At 69.0% G+C, this 15,882-nt stretch carries 17 protein-coding genes; 11 read left to right on the top strand and 6 right to left on the bottom strand.

Annotated elements, in window-relative coordinates:
- Positions 1-120 precede the first annotated feature (120 nt).
- Positions 121-792 carry an enoyl-CoA hydratase/isomerase family protein gene (locus AC2DGY_RS15430; protein ID WP_484510652.1) on the top strand — a complete coding sequence of 224 codons (672 nt, stop codon included), beginning with the start codon at positions 121-123 and terminating at the stop codon, positions 790-792.
- Positions 793-814: 22 nt separating this feature from the next.
- Here the strand turns inward: AC2DGY_RS15430 and AC2DGY_RS15425 are convergent, their stop codons facing one another.
- Positions 815-1,948: a hypothetical protein gene (locus tag AC2DGY_RS15425; RefSeq protein WP_484510651.1), complete on the bottom strand. Its 1,134-nt coding sequence runs from the start codon at positions 1,946-1,948 to the stop codon at positions 815-817.
- The gene (locus AC2DGY_RS15420) at positions 1,945-2,709 is read right to left on the bottom strand and encodes a hypothetical protein (protein ID WP_484510650.1); all 765 of its coding nucleotides are present in this window, start codon (positions 2,707-2,709) and stop codon (positions 1,945-1,947) included. Before AC2DGY_RS15420 ends, AC2DGY_RS15425 begins: the two co-directional genes overlap by 4 nt.
- Before the next feature lie 170 nt (positions 2,710-2,879).
- On the opposite strand from AC2DGY_RS15420, the gene AC2DGY_RS15415 reads away from it, so the two are divergent.
- From AC2DGY_RS15415 to dnaB, 6 genes are all read left to right on the top strand, one after another.
- Complete coding sequence (locus AC2DGY_RS15415; protein ID WP_484510649.1) at positions 2,880-4,178, top strand: glycosyltransferase; 1,299 nt, start codon at positions 2,880-2,882, stop codon at positions 4,176-4,178.
- Positions 4,179-4,282: 104 nt separating this feature from the next.
- Positions 4,283-4,669 carry a 30S ribosomal protein S6 gene (rpsF, locus tag AC2DGY_RS15410; RefSeq protein WP_484510648.1) on the top strand — a complete coding sequence of 129 codons (387 nt, stop codon included), beginning with the start codon at positions 4,283-4,285 and terminating at the stop codon, positions 4,667-4,669.
- Positions 4,669-5,202 carry a single-stranded DNA-binding protein gene (locus tag AC2DGY_RS15405; RefSeq protein ID WP_484510647.1) on the top strand — a complete coding sequence of 178 codons (534 nt, stop codon included), beginning with the start codon at positions 4,669-4,671 and terminating at the stop codon, positions 5,200-5,202. Before rpsF ends, AC2DGY_RS15405 begins: the two co-directional genes overlap by 1 nt.
- A 62-nt stretch (positions 5,203-5,264) precedes the next feature.
- A complete protein-coding gene (rpsR, locus tag AC2DGY_RS15400) occupies positions 5,265-5,519 on the top strand; it encodes a 30S ribosomal protein S18 (protein ID WP_484510646.1) in 255 nt (84 codons plus the stop codon).
- 11 nt (positions 5,520-5,530) lie between these two features.
- Positions 5,531-5,983 carry a 50S ribosomal protein L9 gene (rplI, locus tag AC2DGY_RS15395; RefSeq protein ID WP_484510645.1) on the top strand — a complete coding sequence of 151 codons (453 nt, stop codon included), beginning with the start codon at positions 5,531-5,533 and terminating at the stop codon, positions 5,981-5,983.
- A gap of 636 nt (positions 5,984-6,619) precedes the next feature.
- Positions 6,620-7,987: a replicative DNA helicase gene (gene dnaB, locus AC2DGY_RS15390; RefSeq protein WP_484510644.1), complete on the top strand. Its 1,368-nt coding sequence runs from the start codon at positions 6,620-6,622 to the stop codon at positions 7,985-7,987.
- 176 nt (positions 7,988-8,163) lie between these two features.
- Here dnaB and AC2DGY_RS15385 read toward each other — a convergent pair whose 3' ends face one another.
- Both AC2DGY_RS15385 and AC2DGY_RS15380 read right to left on the bottom strand, forming a co-directional pair.
- Positions 8,164-8,889, bottom strand: coding sequence for a response regulator (locus tag AC2DGY_RS15385; RefSeq protein WP_484510643.1), 726 nt, complete (start codon positions 8,887-8,889; stop codon positions 8,164-8,166).
- On the bottom strand, positions 8,886-10,139 hold the full coding sequence (locus tag AC2DGY_RS15380; RefSeq protein ID WP_484510642.1) for a sensor histidine kinase: 1,254 nt from the start codon (positions 10,137-10,139) through the stop codon (positions 8,886-8,888). The genes AC2DGY_RS15385 and AC2DGY_RS15380 overlap by 4 nt, the downstream gene beginning before the upstream one ends.
- Positions 10,140-10,264: 125 nt before the next feature.
- On the opposite strand from AC2DGY_RS15380, the gene AC2DGY_RS15375 reads away from it, so the two are divergent.
- From AC2DGY_RS15375 to AC2DGY_RS15360, 4 genes are all read left to right on the top strand, one after another.
- Complete coding sequence (locus tag AC2DGY_RS15375) at positions 10,265-11,248, top strand: Bug family tripartite tricarboxylate transporter substrate binding protein (protein ID WP_484510641.1); 984 nt, start codon at positions 10,265-10,267, stop codon at positions 11,246-11,248.
- Positions 11,245-11,898: a tripartite tricarboxylate transporter TctB family protein gene (locus AC2DGY_RS15370; protein WP_484510640.1), complete on the top strand. Its 654-nt coding sequence runs from the start codon at positions 11,245-11,247 to the stop codon at positions 11,896-11,898. Before AC2DGY_RS15375 ends, AC2DGY_RS15370 begins: the two co-directional genes overlap by 4 nt.
- On the top strand, positions 11,898-13,445 hold the full coding sequence (locus AC2DGY_RS15365) for a tripartite tricarboxylate transporter permease (RefSeq protein WP_484510639.1): 1,548 nt from the start codon (positions 11,898-11,900) through the stop codon (positions 13,443-13,445). Before AC2DGY_RS15370 ends, AC2DGY_RS15365 begins: the two co-directional genes overlap by 1 nt.
- A gap of 127 nt (positions 13,446-13,572) precedes the next feature.
- Positions 13,573-14,133 carry a dihydrofolate reductase family protein gene (locus tag AC2DGY_RS15360; RefSeq protein ID WP_484510638.1) on the top strand — a complete coding sequence of 187 codons (561 nt, stop codon included), beginning with the start codon at positions 13,573-13,575 and terminating at the stop codon, positions 14,131-14,133.
- 14 nt (positions 14,134-14,147) lie between these two features.
- Here the strand turns inward: AC2DGY_RS15360 and AC2DGY_RS15355 are convergent, their stop codons facing one another.
- Both AC2DGY_RS15355 and AC2DGY_RS15350 read right to left on the bottom strand, forming a co-directional pair.
- Positions 14,148-15,077 carry an SDR family oxidoreductase gene (locus AC2DGY_RS15355; protein WP_484510637.1) on the bottom strand — a complete coding sequence of 310 codons (930 nt, stop codon included), beginning with the start codon at positions 15,075-15,077 and terminating at the stop codon, positions 14,148-14,150.
- Positions 15,078-15,098: 21 nt separating this feature from the next.
- Entirely contained in the window at positions 15,099-15,860 is a 762-nt protein-coding gene (locus AC2DGY_RS15350; protein ID WP_484510636.1) for an SDR family oxidoreductase, read from the bottom strand.
- Positions 15,861-15,882 lie beyond the last annotated feature (22 nt).

The raw sequence follows: 15,882 nt of genomic DNA, 5'->3' as shown, positions 1-15,882 counted from the left end.
CCGACCGCCGCATCGGGCGCCGCCCTCATGATGGGGCGGCGGGGCCGCGCGGCGGCGGAGTGGGTGGCCGCCGATTCGATACCGTGCTTGCATCGCCGTCTCCCAGGAAGGGGCGCTCCCGTGAGCATCTCGACGATCACCATCGTGAACCCGGCCGGCACGGGGAACCTCCTGAACCCGGAGGTTCTCGCCGACCTGACCGAGCAGTTGAGGGCCGCCGACGCCGATCCGGAGGTGACCGGCATCATCCTCACCGGCGCCGGGGAGGTCTTCTGCAGCGGTCTGGACCTCCCCGCGCTCCAGGCCGGCGGTGACCCGGTGGAGTTCGCCACCGCGCTCGCCGCCCTGTTGAAGTACCTGCCGACCCTCGGCACTCCGGTCGTCGCGGCCGTCAACGGCGATGCCGTCGCGTCCGGAGCATCCATCGTCGCGGCCGTGGACTACGCCGTGGCGGTTCCGGATGCGGTGATCGGAACGCGCGAGGTATCCCTGGGCATCTGGCCGATGGTGGCGCAGGTGCCGTTGATCCAACGGCTGGGGGCGAGGGCGGCCATGGAGAACGTGGGGTCGGGCGAGCCGTTCTCCGCGGAGCGCGCGCGGGAGGTCGGCCTGCTCAACGCGATCGCCGAACCCGGTGCGCTTTTCGCGGCGGCGGAGGAGTGGCTCGGCAAAGCCGCTCGCGCGGGGGCCATCGCGCGCGTCGGGCGGCCCGCCTTCTACCGCTTCGCCGAGATGGGGTACGCAGAGGCGCTGGATGCGTCCGTCGAGCTCTTCGCGGACATGAACCGCTGACCTTCCCTGACGTTGCCGCCGGTCAGTTGCCGAGAACGCCGAACACCGCGGTGAGCAGCCACCATCCGACGCCGAGCACCAGGAAGACCACGGTCACCCACGAGAAGCTCCGTTTGAGCCGCCGCCCCTGCGGCGCGACGCCCGGAGGCGGCGGGGTGAGCGGCGGTGGCTCCGCCGCGGTGGCTCCGGGAATGCCCGAGGCCACCGCATCCGTCGCCGGGATGCCGGTCGCCGCGAGCCGATCGTCGCGCCAGCGCGCCCATTGGGCGAGCTTGTCCAGCAGCGCGGCGACGAGGGTGAACAGCCACGCCCACGTCGCCGGGTCGAGGGTGGACAGGTCGCGCTTGGCGTAGAGGAAGAGCCAGTCATCGACGATCTCGACATCCAGCGCGGCGGCATTGTCGATGAAGCGGGCCATGATGTCGGGCGTGAACAGGTACAGCGCGTCGCGCTCGTAGTCGGCGGGGCAGTAGAGCGAGAAGTATTTGTCGAAGTCACCCTCGAGGCTCAGCCGTTGGTCGCGGTCGAAGGCGGCGGGCAGGTTGGATGCACCGAACAGGCCGTTGTTGCCGACCGCATCCAACACGATGTGCGGGAGAGGCACGTCGAGCTTCACCGCCACATAGCCCCACTTGTGGGTCGTGCGGTTCTTTCCCGACCCCGTGGTGAACCGGTAGTTCGCGAACTCCACGAATCGCGGCTGGGCACCGCGCACGAGGTCACTGGCCTCGCGCGAGTTACCGAGGTGGAAGATCATGCCGGGCAGCGCCGGTGCGGCGATGACGGGGGTGAAGGCCATCCCGTTCGCCCGCGCGAATCGGTCGAGACGATACCACCGGACGGCGCTACCGCCGCGGACCATGGCCACCACGACGATCACGATGACCACGGCGATGAACAGGAAGGGCACGACCGAGACGAGCCCGAACACGCCGCCTCCGGATGAGCTCAGCGCCGACGCCACCGCGCCGAAGACCGCGCCGAACACGACGAGCATGAACACGACGACGATCGAGCCGATCAGGATCCCGGCCACGGAGGACCCCGAGACCTTCCCCTGCGCGCGCAGCTCGCGCACGAAGGCCTTCGCCGCGGCACGGTCGACAGGTTCGGTGAGCGGCTGCGCGTCGAACGTGATCGGGGTGGGAGTGCTCACCGGTCCACCTCGGCGGCGTTCCCCGAGAGGCTGGTGTCCGCGCGGATCGCCCGGCCCTCGATCGCCGGGTCGCTGCAGAGCGCGCGGACGAGGTCGGGGCTCCCGCCAACGGTCGTGGAGTTGTCGTCCACCTCGGTGACGAGCACCCAGGCGCGGTCGGCGGGCCAGATCAGGCTCGGCGACGCGGTCCATTCCGGGCGGTCCTCGGCCCAGGGCACGCGCGAGGCCCATCCCGGATCGGCGAGCTCGCCGAGCGAGCCGCGGAAGAGGACGTGGTCGCGATCGGGCAGCTCCAGCCGGGGGCCATGGGAGATGTCGTCCGAGAGCAGTCCGGGCTGCCACACCGGCTTGCGGAAGACGTTGTTGAACGGGTCGTGGATGCTGCGCTCAAGCATGACGCGGTGGTGATTCATGACAGCGGGGTCATCGTCGTCGGAGGTGGCGAGGGCGATCCTGGCGGGGGCCGAGGCGAAGGATCCGACCAGCCCGCCCCACCCCTCCCAGACGGCGATGTACACGTCATCCGCGGTGCGGGTGTGCTGCGCGAGGTGCCTCGTGACCGCGCTGAGTTTCGCCGCATCCAGGCGACCCTCCTGCGCCGCGTCCTCGTCGCCCTCGGCCGGCCCGCTCGCGGCGTTGGAGATGCGCGCGTACGCCGGGAACCCACGCGGGACGAAGTGGTGCAGGGTAGCGCGCCGGTCCTCGGGATCGAGCCGCTCACGGATCCACGTGCCGGCGGTGACGTCGTCGGTCCACTCCATGCAGGTCACGCTACCGACCGATGGCGGCATACGTGTGCGTCCGGGGGGCGAGAGGGCGTGCTGCTCCGTGCTTCTCAGCGGTTTAGTCGATTCTCAGCATTTTGTCGTTGACTCCGCCGAGGGGAGCAACAACACTCTGACGGGTCACCCAACCGTTGTGAGGATCCCCCATGTCCACGTACCTCATCACCTGCACGCCCGCCCACGGTCACATCGCGCCGCTGCTGGCGGTCGCGCGCCACCTTGCGGCCGCCGGCGAGCGCGTGCTCTTTCTCACCAGCCCCCGCTACGCGGAACGCGTGAACGAATCCGGTGCGCACTTCGTGCCGCTGCCGGCGGCGGCCGATGTGGACCTGGATGACCCCGGTCCGGCCTTCCCCGAGCGGGCCGGGTTGCGCGGCCCGGCGGCGATCCGCTTCGACATGCTCAACCTGTTTCTCGCCCCCGGCCGCGCGCAGTACGAGGTGGTGCGCTCGATCCTCGCCGCTGAGCCGGTGGACGCGATCCTCACCGAACCGATCTTCATCGGCGTGGTGCTCCTGGCAGAGCTTCCGGCTTCCGAGCGCCCGCCGATCATCGCGCTCGGCATCTTCCCCCTCAGCTCGAAGAGCCGGGACACGGCTCCCTTCGGGCTGGGCATCGCGCCGATGCGAGGTGTACTCGGGCGCGTCCGCAACGCCGCTCTCACCGTCGTCGCCGAGAAGGGCGTCTTCGCCCCGGTCACCCGGGCGGCGAACGCCCTGGCGTCAGAGGTGATCGGGCACCCCCTCAGCCGGTTCTTCCTCGACTGGACCCGCGGTGCGGATGCGCTGGCCCAGTTCACCGTCGCCGGCTTCGAGTATCCGCGGTCGGACCTGTCGGACAACGTCACGTTCGTGGGCCCGCTCCGGCCCTCCTCCCCCCACGCGGACCTGCCCGAATGGTGGGGCGACCTGGACACCACGCGACTCGTCGTCCACGTCACGCAGGGCACCGCCGCGAACGCCGACACCTCTCAGCTGCTCGAGCCCACCTTCGCCGCGCTCGCCGACGAGGACGTCCTCGTCGTGGCCAGCACCGGCGGCCGCCCGGTGGACGGGCTGCGCGATCTCCCCGCCAATGCACGGGTGGCCACCTACCTGCCCTACGACCAGCTGCTGCCCCGCGTGGACGTGCTCGTCACGAACGGTGGTTACGGGGGTGTGCATCAGGCGCTCGCCGCCGGTATCCCGCTCGTGGTGGCCGGACAGACCGAGGACAAGATCGAAGTCTCGGCCCGCGTCGGATGGAGTGGCGCCGGGATCAACCTCAGATCGAGCCGGCCGAAGCCCGACAGCGTGCGGGCAGCGGTCCGCACCGTGCTCTCCGATGACCGCTACCGCATCCGCGCACGGGCACTCGCGGCGGAGATCGCGCAGGCACCGGGGCTCGCCGGGCTCGACCGCATCCTGGCCGACGTGCAGCGCGCGCGAGCATCGGATACACTGTGAAGGTTGTCCGGCGACGCCACTCGCGCGCACGCGGACGACATGCACACACCCTCCTGCTTCCGGGAAATGCCCGGCAGCCGTTCTAGTCCGAAGGAGGTGGGTTAGTGACGCACCAGTACGAACTCATGGTCATTTTCGATCCCGAGCTCGACGAGCGCCAGGTTGCACCCAACCTGGACAGGTTCCTCAAGGTCATCACGACCGACGGGGGCACCATCGACAACGTCGACATCTGGGGCCGCCGCCGTCTCGCGTATGAGATCCAGAAGAAGACCGAGGGCATCTACGCCGTCGTCAACTTCACGGCCACCAGCGAGGCCACGCAGGAGCTCGACCGTCAGCTCAAGCTGAACGAGCAGATCATGCGCACCAAGGTCCTCCGTGCCGAGGAAGCCATCGCTCTGGTCGCTTCCGAAGCGGTGCGCAAGGAGGCCAAGGCCGCTCGCAAGGCCGCGGCCGCCGAGACCCGGACGGCTAAGAAGGACGCCTGATGGCCGGCGAAACCGTCATCACCGTCGTGGGCAACCTCACGGCCGACCCCGAACTGCGCTACACGCAGAACGGGCTGCCGGTGGCGAACTTCACCATCGCGTCGACTCCGCGCACGTTCGACCGTCAGGCGAACGAGTGGAAAGACGGCGAGGCGCTGTTCCTCCGGGCATCCGTGTGGCGGGACTTCGCCGAGCACGTGGCGGGTTCGCTCACCAAGGGCGCGCGGGTCATCGCGACCGGTCGCCTCAAGCAGCGCTCCTACCAGGACCGCGAGGGCGCCCAGCGCACCTCGATCGAGCTGGAGGTCGATGAGATCGGCCCCTCGCTGCGTTACGCCACCGCACAGGTGACGCGCGCGGCCAGCTCCGGTGCAGGCGGAGGTGGCGGCGGCGGTCAGCAGCGTCAGCAGGTCGCGGATGAGCCGTGGTCGACGCCCGGTTCGACCGGCGGTGCCGCAGGTGCCGCTGGTGCCGCAGGCGGGGCCGACGCCTGGTCCGCCCCCGGTAACTACGGGGACGACACCCCGTTCTGATTCACGCTGGATGCCGCGCTCTTTGAGCTGCAGCATCCGCGTTTCATACGAAAGAAGGAAGCATGGCTGGAAAGTCGAGCGGCGACCGCCGCAAGCCGCGGAAGGGTGGCAAGCCCACCGCTCCCGCGAAGCCGACTCGTGTGGGTGTCATTGATTACAAGGACATCCCCACCCTCCGCAAGTTCATTTCGGAGCGCGGGAAGATCCGCGCCCGCCGTATCACCGGTGTCTCGGTGCAGGAGCAGCGTCTCATCGCTCGCGCGATCAAGAACGCGCGTGAGATGGCGCTCCTGCCCTACGCCGGCGCCGGCCGCTAAGGGGCACCCGCATGGCAAAGCTGATTCTCACGAATGAGGTCGCCGGGCTCGGAAGCGCCGGCGACGTGATCGAGGTCAAGAACGGGTACGCCCGCAACTACCTCATCCCCCAGGGCTTCGCGGTGGCGTGGTCGCGTGGTGGCGAGAAGCAGGTCGCGTCCATTCGCGCGGCCCGCGAGTCTCGCGCGATCCACGACCACGAAGAAGCCGTGGCGCTGAAGGACACGCTCGAGTCCAACAAGGTCAAGCTGACGGTGAAGGCCGGCGCCGAAGGGCGTCTGTTCGGCTCCGTCAAGACCGGCGACGTGGCTGACGCGGTCAAGGCCGCCGGCTTCGGCGACCTGGACAAGCGCAAGATCCACATCACCTCGCCCATCAAGGCGGTCGGTGAGCACGAGGCGACGATTCGTCTGCGTGATGACGTCACCGCCGTGATCACCCTTCAGGTGGTCGCTGCGAAGTAACGCACGCACACCGGATGCCGCGGACCCCGTTTCGGGTCCGCGGCATCCGTCGTTGTGCGGCGCGCTCAGGGCGCCGGGGTCACGCTCAGCGGCGCCGGTCTGCGTCCGCGCGGCCGATGCCGCCACGCAGTGAGCCCCGTGGCAGGGACGGTACGCCGTTCGTTCCCGTGGGCCTCATGCGCACTTGACAATTTCCGGATCCGTCGATACTCGACCTGTGGTTATCCCCGGATTTGTACACAACCCAGGTCGCCGGCGAAGCAACCTTCAAGTCTCACTTCAACCACATCCGCGAAGAATCGCTGTGGAGATATAAACCCCTGGTACGAGGCACAATATTTCTTATCTCGGCAGCGGTTGTCCGCCGTTGTCCACAGGTGTTGTACACAGGTGTGTCGGCGTTTCGCGCATTTCCTCCACAGAGTTATCCACAGGCCGGTTTGCGCCAGCCGGAGGCCGTCCATAGCGTGGGTCCCGCTCATCAAGACGAACCGCTGAGGGTCGCGCGAGGGGCGTGTCGGGGGTTCGTGTTCCTATGGGAACGCGGGATGACACGCGCCCGGACGACCGGTGATCGCAGCGGCGTTCCGCCGTGCCCCGGTGGGGACGAGCCTTACCCGAAGGAATGGAGAGCGCGTGTCGATTGCCGACATCTCGGAACAGCGCCTCGGCGGAGCCCGCCAGGCCGAACGCACGCCGCCGCACGATCTGCCCGCCGAGCAGAGCGCCCTCGGAGGAATGCTCCTGTCCAAGGATGCGGTCGCCGACGTCATCGAGACCCTGCGTGGCGGCGACTTCTACATCCCCAAGCACGAGCTCATCTTCGAAGCGATCCTCTCGCTGTACTCGCACGGCGAGCCCACCGACGTCGTGGCCGTCACCGACGAGCTCATCAAGACCGGCGAGCTGCAGCGCGCCGGCGGGGCCGACTACCTCCACACCCTCACCTCCATCGTCCCGACGGCAGCCAACGCCGGGTACTACGCCTCCATCGTCGCGGAGCGCGCTCTCCTGCGGCGCCTCGTGGAGGCCGGCACCCGCATCGTGCAGATGGGCTATTCGGGTCAGGGAGACGCGCTCGACCTGGTCAACAACGCGCAGGCGGAGATCTACAACGTCTCCGGTGCGGAGACCGCCGAGGACTACGTCCCGCTGACGACCGCCGTCGACGCCGCCGTCAACGAGATCGAGGCCGCGCGCGGTCGCGACGGACAGATGACCGGCATCCCGACCGGGTTCTCGGGCATGGATCAGCTGACCAACGGCCTGCACCCCGGCCAGATGATCATCATCGCGGCCCGTCCCGCGATGGGTAAGTCCACCCTCGCCCTGGACTTCGCCCGGGCGGCGGCGATCAAGCACAACCAGCCGACGATCTTCTTCTCGCTCGAAATGGGCCGGAGTGAGATCGCGATGCGTCTCCTCAGCGCCGAGGGAGCCATCCCGCTGCAGAGCATGCGCAAGGGAACACTGGACTCGCGCGATTGGACGACCATCGCGGCCACCCGCGGGCGGATCAACGACGCACCCCTGTACATCGACGACAGCCCCAACATGACCCTCGTCGAGATCCGCGCGAAGTGCCGTCGTCTCAAGCAGCGCGAGGGGCTGAAGATGGTCGTCATCGACTACCTGCAGCTCATGACCAGCGGCAAGCGGGTCGAGTCGCGTCAGCAGGAGGTCAGCGAGTTCTCGCGTGCGCTGAAGCTCTTGGCGAAAGAACTGCAGTGCCCCGTGATCGCGCTGTCGCAGCTGAACCGTGGACCGGAGCAGCGTGCCGACAAGAAGCCGGCCCTATCCGACCTCCGTGAGTCGGGCTCGATCGAACAGGATGCCGACATGGTCGTGCTGCTGCACCGCGAGGCCGCCTACGAGAAGGACAGCCCGCGGGCCGGCGAGGCCGACCTCATCGTCGCCAAGCACCGTAACGGCCCCACCGACACGATCACGGTCGCCTTCCAGGGTCACTACTCGCGCTTCATCGACATGGCCCCCTCGATGTGATGCCGCTGTAAGTTCTCGGGGAAGATGGCGGATCCTGAGGTGATGTGGCGGGCATATGGCGGTTCCGCCATGCGGATGCCCCGCGCTGGCTCGCTTCCCGGGCGCGATGAGGCCTCCGGCGAGGAGGAATCCGCCGTTTCGCATGGTCCTGAGTTCGAAAGCGCTGCCCTCGGGAGCTAGTCGAGCCTCGCCGTCGTGGTCACGCGGCGGTAGAGCACCTCGGGGCGGCCCCGCGCTCCGAAGCGATGCGAGACGGTGACGTGGCCCCTGTCGGTGAGGAAGCCGAGATAGCGGCGCACCGTGGCCCGCGACGCTCCCGATGCCGCGGCGACATCGTTCGCGGTCGCCGGGATCGTGGGGTGCAGTGCCTCGAGGACGGCGCGCAGGGTCGGTTCGGCGACGCCCTTCGGCAGGTTCGCGAGCGCCGGCGGGCCGGTCGCGGAATCGGCGCGGAGCGGAGAGACGAGCCGGTCGATCTCGCCCTGGGCGAGCCCGATGGGCGCCTCGGCGGGGCGCTGGGTGCGCTCGCGACGGTAGTCGGTCAGGCGTGAGACGAACGCGTCCTTCGTGAACGGTTTCACGAGGTACCCGACGACGTGGGCGGCGAGAGCCTGGCGAACGGTGAAGCCGTCACGAGCCGAGCTGATCACCATGACGTCCACGCCCCACTCCCGCACGAGGCGGAGCCGGTGCAGCACCTCGATGCCGCTGAAGTCCGGGAGGTTCATGTCGAGCAGGACGAGGTCCACGCTCGCGTCCGCCGCGAGCTGAGCTCCCTGGGCCCCGGTGCGCACGGCAGCGATCAGCTCGAAGCCGGGAACCTCTCGCAGGTACGCACTGTGCAGCCGGAGGACCGCCGGGTCGTCGTCGACGAGCAGGGTGCGGATGCCGCCGGCCGTCATCGCACGAGCCCTCGCGCGGCGGCCGGCATCTCCACCGTGAACCGCGCCCCGCCCTGCGGCGAGCGACCGACGGTGATGGTGCCGCGGCGGCGGACCACCTCCCGGCGCACGATGTCGAGGCCGACGCCGCGGGCATCGGCGCCGCCCTTCGTCGAGACGCCGCGCTCGAAGATGCGGTCGACGAGATCGGGCGCGATGCCCGGACCGTCATCGCTCACGTCGACGTGCACCTCGCTGCCGTCTGCGACCACGAGCACCCGCACGACCCTCCGGGCGGCCTCGATCGCGTTGCGGCAGAGATTGCCGACGACGAGGAGATCGGCGTCGTCGAGAACGCCGGGACCGAGCGTCGTCAGGGGATCGATCTCCAGGCGCCCGCCGCGTACGGCGAATCCGGCGGCACAGGAGTCCAGGAGCGCGCGCACGGCGGGATCGGTGACGGAAGCCGCTGCATCGCTCGCCGTCGTGAGGGGAACGAGACGGTCTACGTACTCGAGGGTCGCCTCGGTCTCTCCCTCCGACACGAGGCCGCGGATGACGTGGAGGCGCGTGCGGAACTCGTGGGTCTGATCGCGCAGCGCCTCCGCGATCTGGCGCTGGGTGTCGGCCTCGCGCGCACGCTCTTCGAGACGGCGGATGCTGCGGCGCAGCGCTCCCGTCAGCAGGGCGCTGACGAGGCATCCGATCACCACCGATCCCAGCACCCACGGAAGCAGGCCCCCGACGGCGGCGCTGACGTCGCCGGCGATCTCGCTCTCGAGGATCCCGACCGAGGCGGAGCCGACGACGGCGTCGCCGTCGCGGACCGGAACCTTGGCGCGGAGGGTCGCGCCGAGGGTGCCGGTCTCGGTGCCGAGGAACGTCTCACCGGCGAGCACGTCGGAGGCGTCCGTCGACACCGGGCGACCGCGTTCGCTCGAGGTCGGGTGCGTCAGCCGCACCCCGTCGGCGTCGGTGATGACGACGTAGTCGACGCCCGACGCGTCCTCGAGGATGTCGGCCAGCGGCTGCAGCTCGGCCATCGCCGCCGCCCGGTTCAGCTGCACGCCGCTGCGAACCTGCTCGAGCGCCGCGAGGCTCTGCGAGACGTCGAGGACGCGCTCGGCTGTCGCCACGCGGATGCTGCGCTCCTGCACCGAAAGCGCCACCAGTGTGGTGACCGCGACGCACGCGAGAACGACGATGCACTGCATCACGAGGACCAGCAGCATCCGGGTCTTCGTCGTCGGCACCGGCGTGTTCGAGGTCATCGGTGACTCCTCTGCGGCGTGAGCATCAATGAGCGAAACTCCGCCCGGAGGTGATGCGGTCCTCCCGCGGTGCGAGTCTACTCGGGAGGTCTGCAGCGACGACGTGGCAGGCACAGGAGGTGAAGATGCGTCGACGCATCGTCGGAACGATCGTGGGGGTCCTCGCCGGTGCCCTCTTCCTGGGGGCGGCCGTGCACGCCGGCGCCACCGGCGGCGGCGCCGCCAGCCCACGCACGAAGATCACCCTGGTGGCGCCGGCCGCCCCCGGCGGCGGTTGGGACGCCTTCGCTCGAGAGAGCCAGCAGGTCATGCGCGCCGAAGGCATCGCGGGGGGAGTCCAGGTCGTCAACGTCCCGGGCGCTTCGGGCACGATCGGGCTCGGGCAGGTCGCCGAGATGAGCGACCGCCACGACCTCATGATGGTCACCGGCGGGGTCATGGTCGGCGGGATCATCATCAACAACTCGCAGGTCACGCTCGAAGACGTCGTTCCCGTCGCACGGCTCGCCGACGACTTCAACGTGCTCGTGGTGCCGGCCGATTCGCCCTTCCAGACGCTCGACGACTTCACCGCCGCCTTGGCCGCCGATCCCGGGGGCACGGCGATCGCCGGCGGATCGCTCGGCGGTATCGACCACCTCCTCGCGGGACTCCTGGCACGGGCCGTGGGCACCGATCCCTCCGCGGTGAACTACCTCGCCTACCCGGGCGGCGGGGAGGTCGTGACCTCTGTGCTCTCGCACACCGCCGCGGCCGGCCTGTCCGGCTACAACGAGTTCCGCGACCAGATCGAGTCGGGGAGCATGCGCGCCCTCGGCACGTCCGCCCCCGAACCGGTCGAGGGTATCGACCTCCCCACCTTCCGCGAGAGCGGCGTCGACGTGTCGATGTCGAACTGGCGCGGATTCGTCGCTCCGCCCGATATCGACGAGGAGACCCGCGACGAGCTGATCGCGATGGCGACGGAGCTGCGCGAGACCGCCGCTTGGCGCGAAGTGCTCGACCGCAACGGCTGGGTCGACAGCTTCATGACCGGCGATGACTTCGGCGCGTTCATCACCGACGAGACACGCCGCACCGAGCAGATCGTGGAGGAGCTGGGACTATGACGATCAACGAACCACCGCCACTGACGACCGGGGCGCTGCGCGTGCAGCGCATGCCTCGGTGGTACACCGGACGCAGCGAACTCATCGTGGTGGCGGGCGTATTCGCACTGGCGACCTGGATGCTCGTCGGTACCGTGACGATGGAGGTGCCTCAGGGCACGGCCTTCCCCGGCCCGCAGTTCTTCCCGACGCTCGTGGTGATCTTCCTCTACGGCGCCGGCGTCGCCCTCGCGATCGAGGTGCTGCGCTCGCCGCAGCGGCAGCACGTCGCTGACGACCCGGTCGAGATGTCCGACGAGCTGCTGCGCGACCTCGGCGGTATCGACGAGACGAGCGAGATCCGGGTGGTCTCGCCCGAGGACTACGCCGCCGCTCCGACGGATGCTGCGGGCGACGCCGCGTCCGGATCCGACCGCAAGACGGTGCTCCTCACCATCGCCGTCTTCGTCGTGTTCATCCTGGTGCTCCCGTTCGTCGGATGGCTGATCTCGGCGGCGGCGCTCTTCTGGGCGATCGCGTGGGCGTTCGGCAGCAAGCGCCCTCTCATGGATATCGGGATCGCGGTGATCCTCTCGTCGATCACGCAGCTCGCCTTCGGCGCGGGTCTCGGACTGTCTCTGCCCGCAGGCTTCTTGGGGGGGATTCTCTGATGGATCAGCTCGGACAGCTCATGGCGGGCTTCGCGGTCGCCTTCACGCCGCAGAACCTCCTCTTCCTCGTCATCGGCGCCGTGCTCGGCACCGCCGTGGGCGTGCTCCCCGGCCTCGGCTCGGCCATGGCGGTGGCACTGCTGCTGCCCGTGACCTTCAGCCTCGACCCCACGGGCGCGTTCATCATGTTCGCGAGCATCTACTTCGGCGGCCTGTTCGGCGACTCGACCTCCGGCATCCTCCTGAACACGCCGGGGAACTCCTCGGCCATCGCCACGACGTTCGAAGGCCATCGAATGGCGAAGGACGGTCGCGCGGCGAAAGCCCTGGGCACCGCGGCCATCGGCGCCTTCATCGGCGGCACCATCGCCTGCATCCTCGTCGTGTTCTTCGCGCCCGCGATCGTGCAGCTGGCGACGATCTTCGGACCCGCCGAGTACTTCGCCCTCGCTGTCTTCGCCTTCGTCGCCATCTCGGCCGTCGTGGCCGATTCCATCGTCCGCGGCCTCGTGTCGCTCGGGCTGGGGTTCGCGCTCGCCCTCGTCGGCATCGACGGCATGTCGGGGGCCGAGCGCTTCACCGCCGACAGCCCCGTCCTGTTCGACGGCATCTCGATCATCGTCATCACCGTCGGGCTCCTTGCTGTCGGCGAGGTGCTGCATGTCGGGTCGTACATCCGGCGCTCGGGCGGGCCCGGTGCCGTCGTCAGGCCGCAGGGCTCTCCGCTGCTCAGCGCGAGGGAATGGCGCATGGCCCTCCCCGCCTTCCTGCGCGGAACCGCCTTCGGCATCCCGTTCGGGGCGATACCCGTCGGCGGTGCCGAGGTGCCGACCTTCCTCGCCTACGGCACGGAGAAGCGCCTGGCGAAGCGCCGCAACGACACCGACTTCGGGACCCGTGGCGCGATCCAGGGCGTCGCCGGGCCCGAGGCCGCGGGCAATGCGACGGCGGGGTCGGCGATGGGTGCCCTGCTCGGGCTGGGCATTCCGACCTCCGCGACGGCGGCGATGATGATCGCCGCTTTCCAGCAGTACGGCATGCAGCCCGGCCCGCTTCTGTTCGAGCGCAGCGGCGACCTGGTCTGGCCGCTGCTGGCCAGCCTGTTCCTCGGGCTCATCATTCTGCTCATCATCAATCTGCCCTTCGCGGCGCTCTGGGCGAAGCTCCTTCTCATTCCGCGCCACTACCTGTACGCCGGCATCTCGGTCGTCGCGATGCTCGGCATCTACGCGATCGCCTCGCGCGTGATCGATCTCTGGATGGCGCTGGGCATCGGTGTCGTCGGCCTCGTCATGCGGCGGTTCTCGCTTCCACTGGCACCGGTCCTGATCGCCGCGATTCTCGGGCCTCTGGCCGAGACGCAGCTCCGCCGGGCGCTCGCGGTGTCAGAGGGCGACCCGACGGTGCTCGTGTCGTCTCCGATCACGGTGGTGCTCTACGTGGCGTTGGCGATCACCGTGGCGGTGACCGTGTTCCAGCACGCACGCCACTCGGTCAGCCGACGCAAGGCGGCGCAGGAGGAGCGACCGACCGTCTCGGCACGCTGATGCCCGTGCCCGGGCGCGCGCCCTCGGATCGAAGGAGCCTCAAAATCACCGCCAGGTGCAGGGGAATCGCGGGATTCTGCGCCAGTCCAACCGGGAACTACGGCTGGCGCCGTACGGTAGGTGCGAGATGAGACCTCTTCGATACTCGATCAACGTCACGCTCGACGGGTGCTGCCATCACGAGGCGGGGCTCGCGCCTGACGAGGAGTCGATGCGCTACTGGACCGCCGAGCTGGCACGGGCCGATGCCCTGCTGTTCGGCCGCGTGACCTACGAGATGATGGAGTCGGCGTGGCGGAAGCCCGCCACGGGCGCTTGGCCCGACTGGATGAATGCCTGGGAGGTCCCGTTCGCCGAGACCATCAACCGGGCGAAGAAGCACGTCGTGTCGAGCACGCTGAGCGCCCCCGATTGGAATGCCGAGCTGGTGCGAGGCGACGTGGGGCACGCGGTTCGGCAGCTCAAAGAGGAGCCGGGCCAGGGCCTGTGGGTGGGCGGAGTGACGCTCCCCCTGGCGCTGGCAGATCTGGGACTGATCGACGAGTACGAGTTCCTCGTGCAGCCGGTGGTTGCCGGACATGGGCCGACGTTGCTGGCCGGTCTGCGCGAGCGTATTCAGCTCGAACTCGTGGATCGCCATGAGTTCCGGTCAGGTGCGGTCGCCCGGCGGTACCGGCCACGCGTGTAACGGCTCGCCCTGGCTCAGGTGGCGTCGTTCTCGCTTCCGGTCGAGGGTTGGAGAAGTTCGGGGAACCCAATGCGGTGGTAGAACTCCCGGCGGATGCGGTCGCCGACCGCGTAGACGACGGCGGCGCCGTCGTCGGCGGGGTCGATGGTGACGCGGAAGGGTCGTCGGCCCTTGGGGAGGTCGACGACGCGCGCGATCTCCCGCGCGATCTCCGCGGGGTCGGCGTCGGCGGGTGACAAGTCCCTGAGCCGGTCGCTGACCTCGTCCATCAACCCGCCGTACTCCCGGTCGTATTCGGCGACCGTCCCCGCATCCGACGGGTGTCCCGCATGCGCGAAGTGGTTCGTTCCCGTCGTATACGAGCCGGGGACGATGATGAACGTGTCGATCCCGAATCGCGACAGCTCGGCCGCGTAGGAGACCGCGAGAGAGTCCTCCGCGGCCTTCGCGGCGAAGTACGGCGCGAGGTACGGGGGCGTTCCCCCTCGTGCGCTCGAGGATCCCACCCACACCAGCAGGCCGTCCCGCTGGGCCCGCAGGTGAGGCAGGACTGCCCTGTTGACCCGCTGCGTCGACAGCACGTTCACATCGAAGATCGCCTCCACGTCCTCCGGGGTGAACGCCTCCGTCGGGCCCAGCACCATGTGCCCGGCGTTGTGGACCACCACATCGATGCGGCCGCTGCCGGTGATGATCGCGGCCACGGCGGCATCGACGCTGTCCTGGTCGCTGACATCCATCTCGACGGGCTGGATGCTGCCACCGCTCGCGCTGCGGGAGCCGTCTGACTGCGCCTCCCGGGCCGCGTCGGCGTTGTGACCGCCGATATCGCGCATCCCTGCCCACACCGTGTGGCCGGCGTCCGCCAGAGCGCGGGCCGTCATGGCGCCGAAACCACTGGATGCTCCGGTGACGACGATGACCTGGGAGGAGTTCTCCGGCATTGTTCGTTCGCTTCCGGTGGGTCAGTTGATCGGGGAGATCATGCCGCCGTTGACGAAGACGGTCTGCGCGGTGACCCACCTCGACGCGGGGTCGGCGAGGAAGCGCATGACCGGGACGACGTCCTCCGGAGTGCCGAGTTCGCCGGTGATCGTCTGCCCCGCCAGCCAGGCCAGGGTCTCGTCGTTCTCGGCGCCGTACAGGAAGCTGGTCTTCTGCGGCCCGGGGGCGATGCTGTTGACCGTGACGCCCCGCGGCCCGATCTCCTTGGCGAACGCCTTCGTGAAGTGCTCGACGGGGCTCTTGCTGCCGGCGTAGGCGGAATAGGTCGGGGCGGTCACCGCCACCTGAGTGGTGACGAGGTTGATGATGCGACCGTTGTCCGCCATCTTCGAGAAGGCCTCGGACATGAGGAAGAACGGGATCTTCGCGTTGATCGCGAAGGACTGGTCGAACTCGTCTTCCGTCGTCTCGGCCAGCGGCTTCCTGACGATGATCCCCGAGGTGTTCACCAGGATGTCCCAGCGACCGAACCGCTCGATCGTGGCGTCGACGAGGGCAGTGATGTTCTCGTTGCGCGTGAGGTCGCCTTGGAAGGACTCCGCGTCGATCCCCCGCTCCCTGAGCGCGGCCACGGTCTGTTCTGCTTCCTCGGCTCGCCGGGCGCTGTTGTAGTGGACCATCACGTGGGCCCCGTCGGACGCGAGAGCCTCTGCGAACAACCTACCCAGGTTGGCGGTTCCCCCGGTGACGATGGCGACCTTGCCCTGCTGTATTGCCGACATGACGGTTCCCTTCGCTGCGACC

The sequence above is a fragment of the Microbacterium sp. Z6_144 genome, from assembly GCF_057197625.1.
This window is presented reverse-complemented; position numbering and strand designations above follow the sequence as displayed.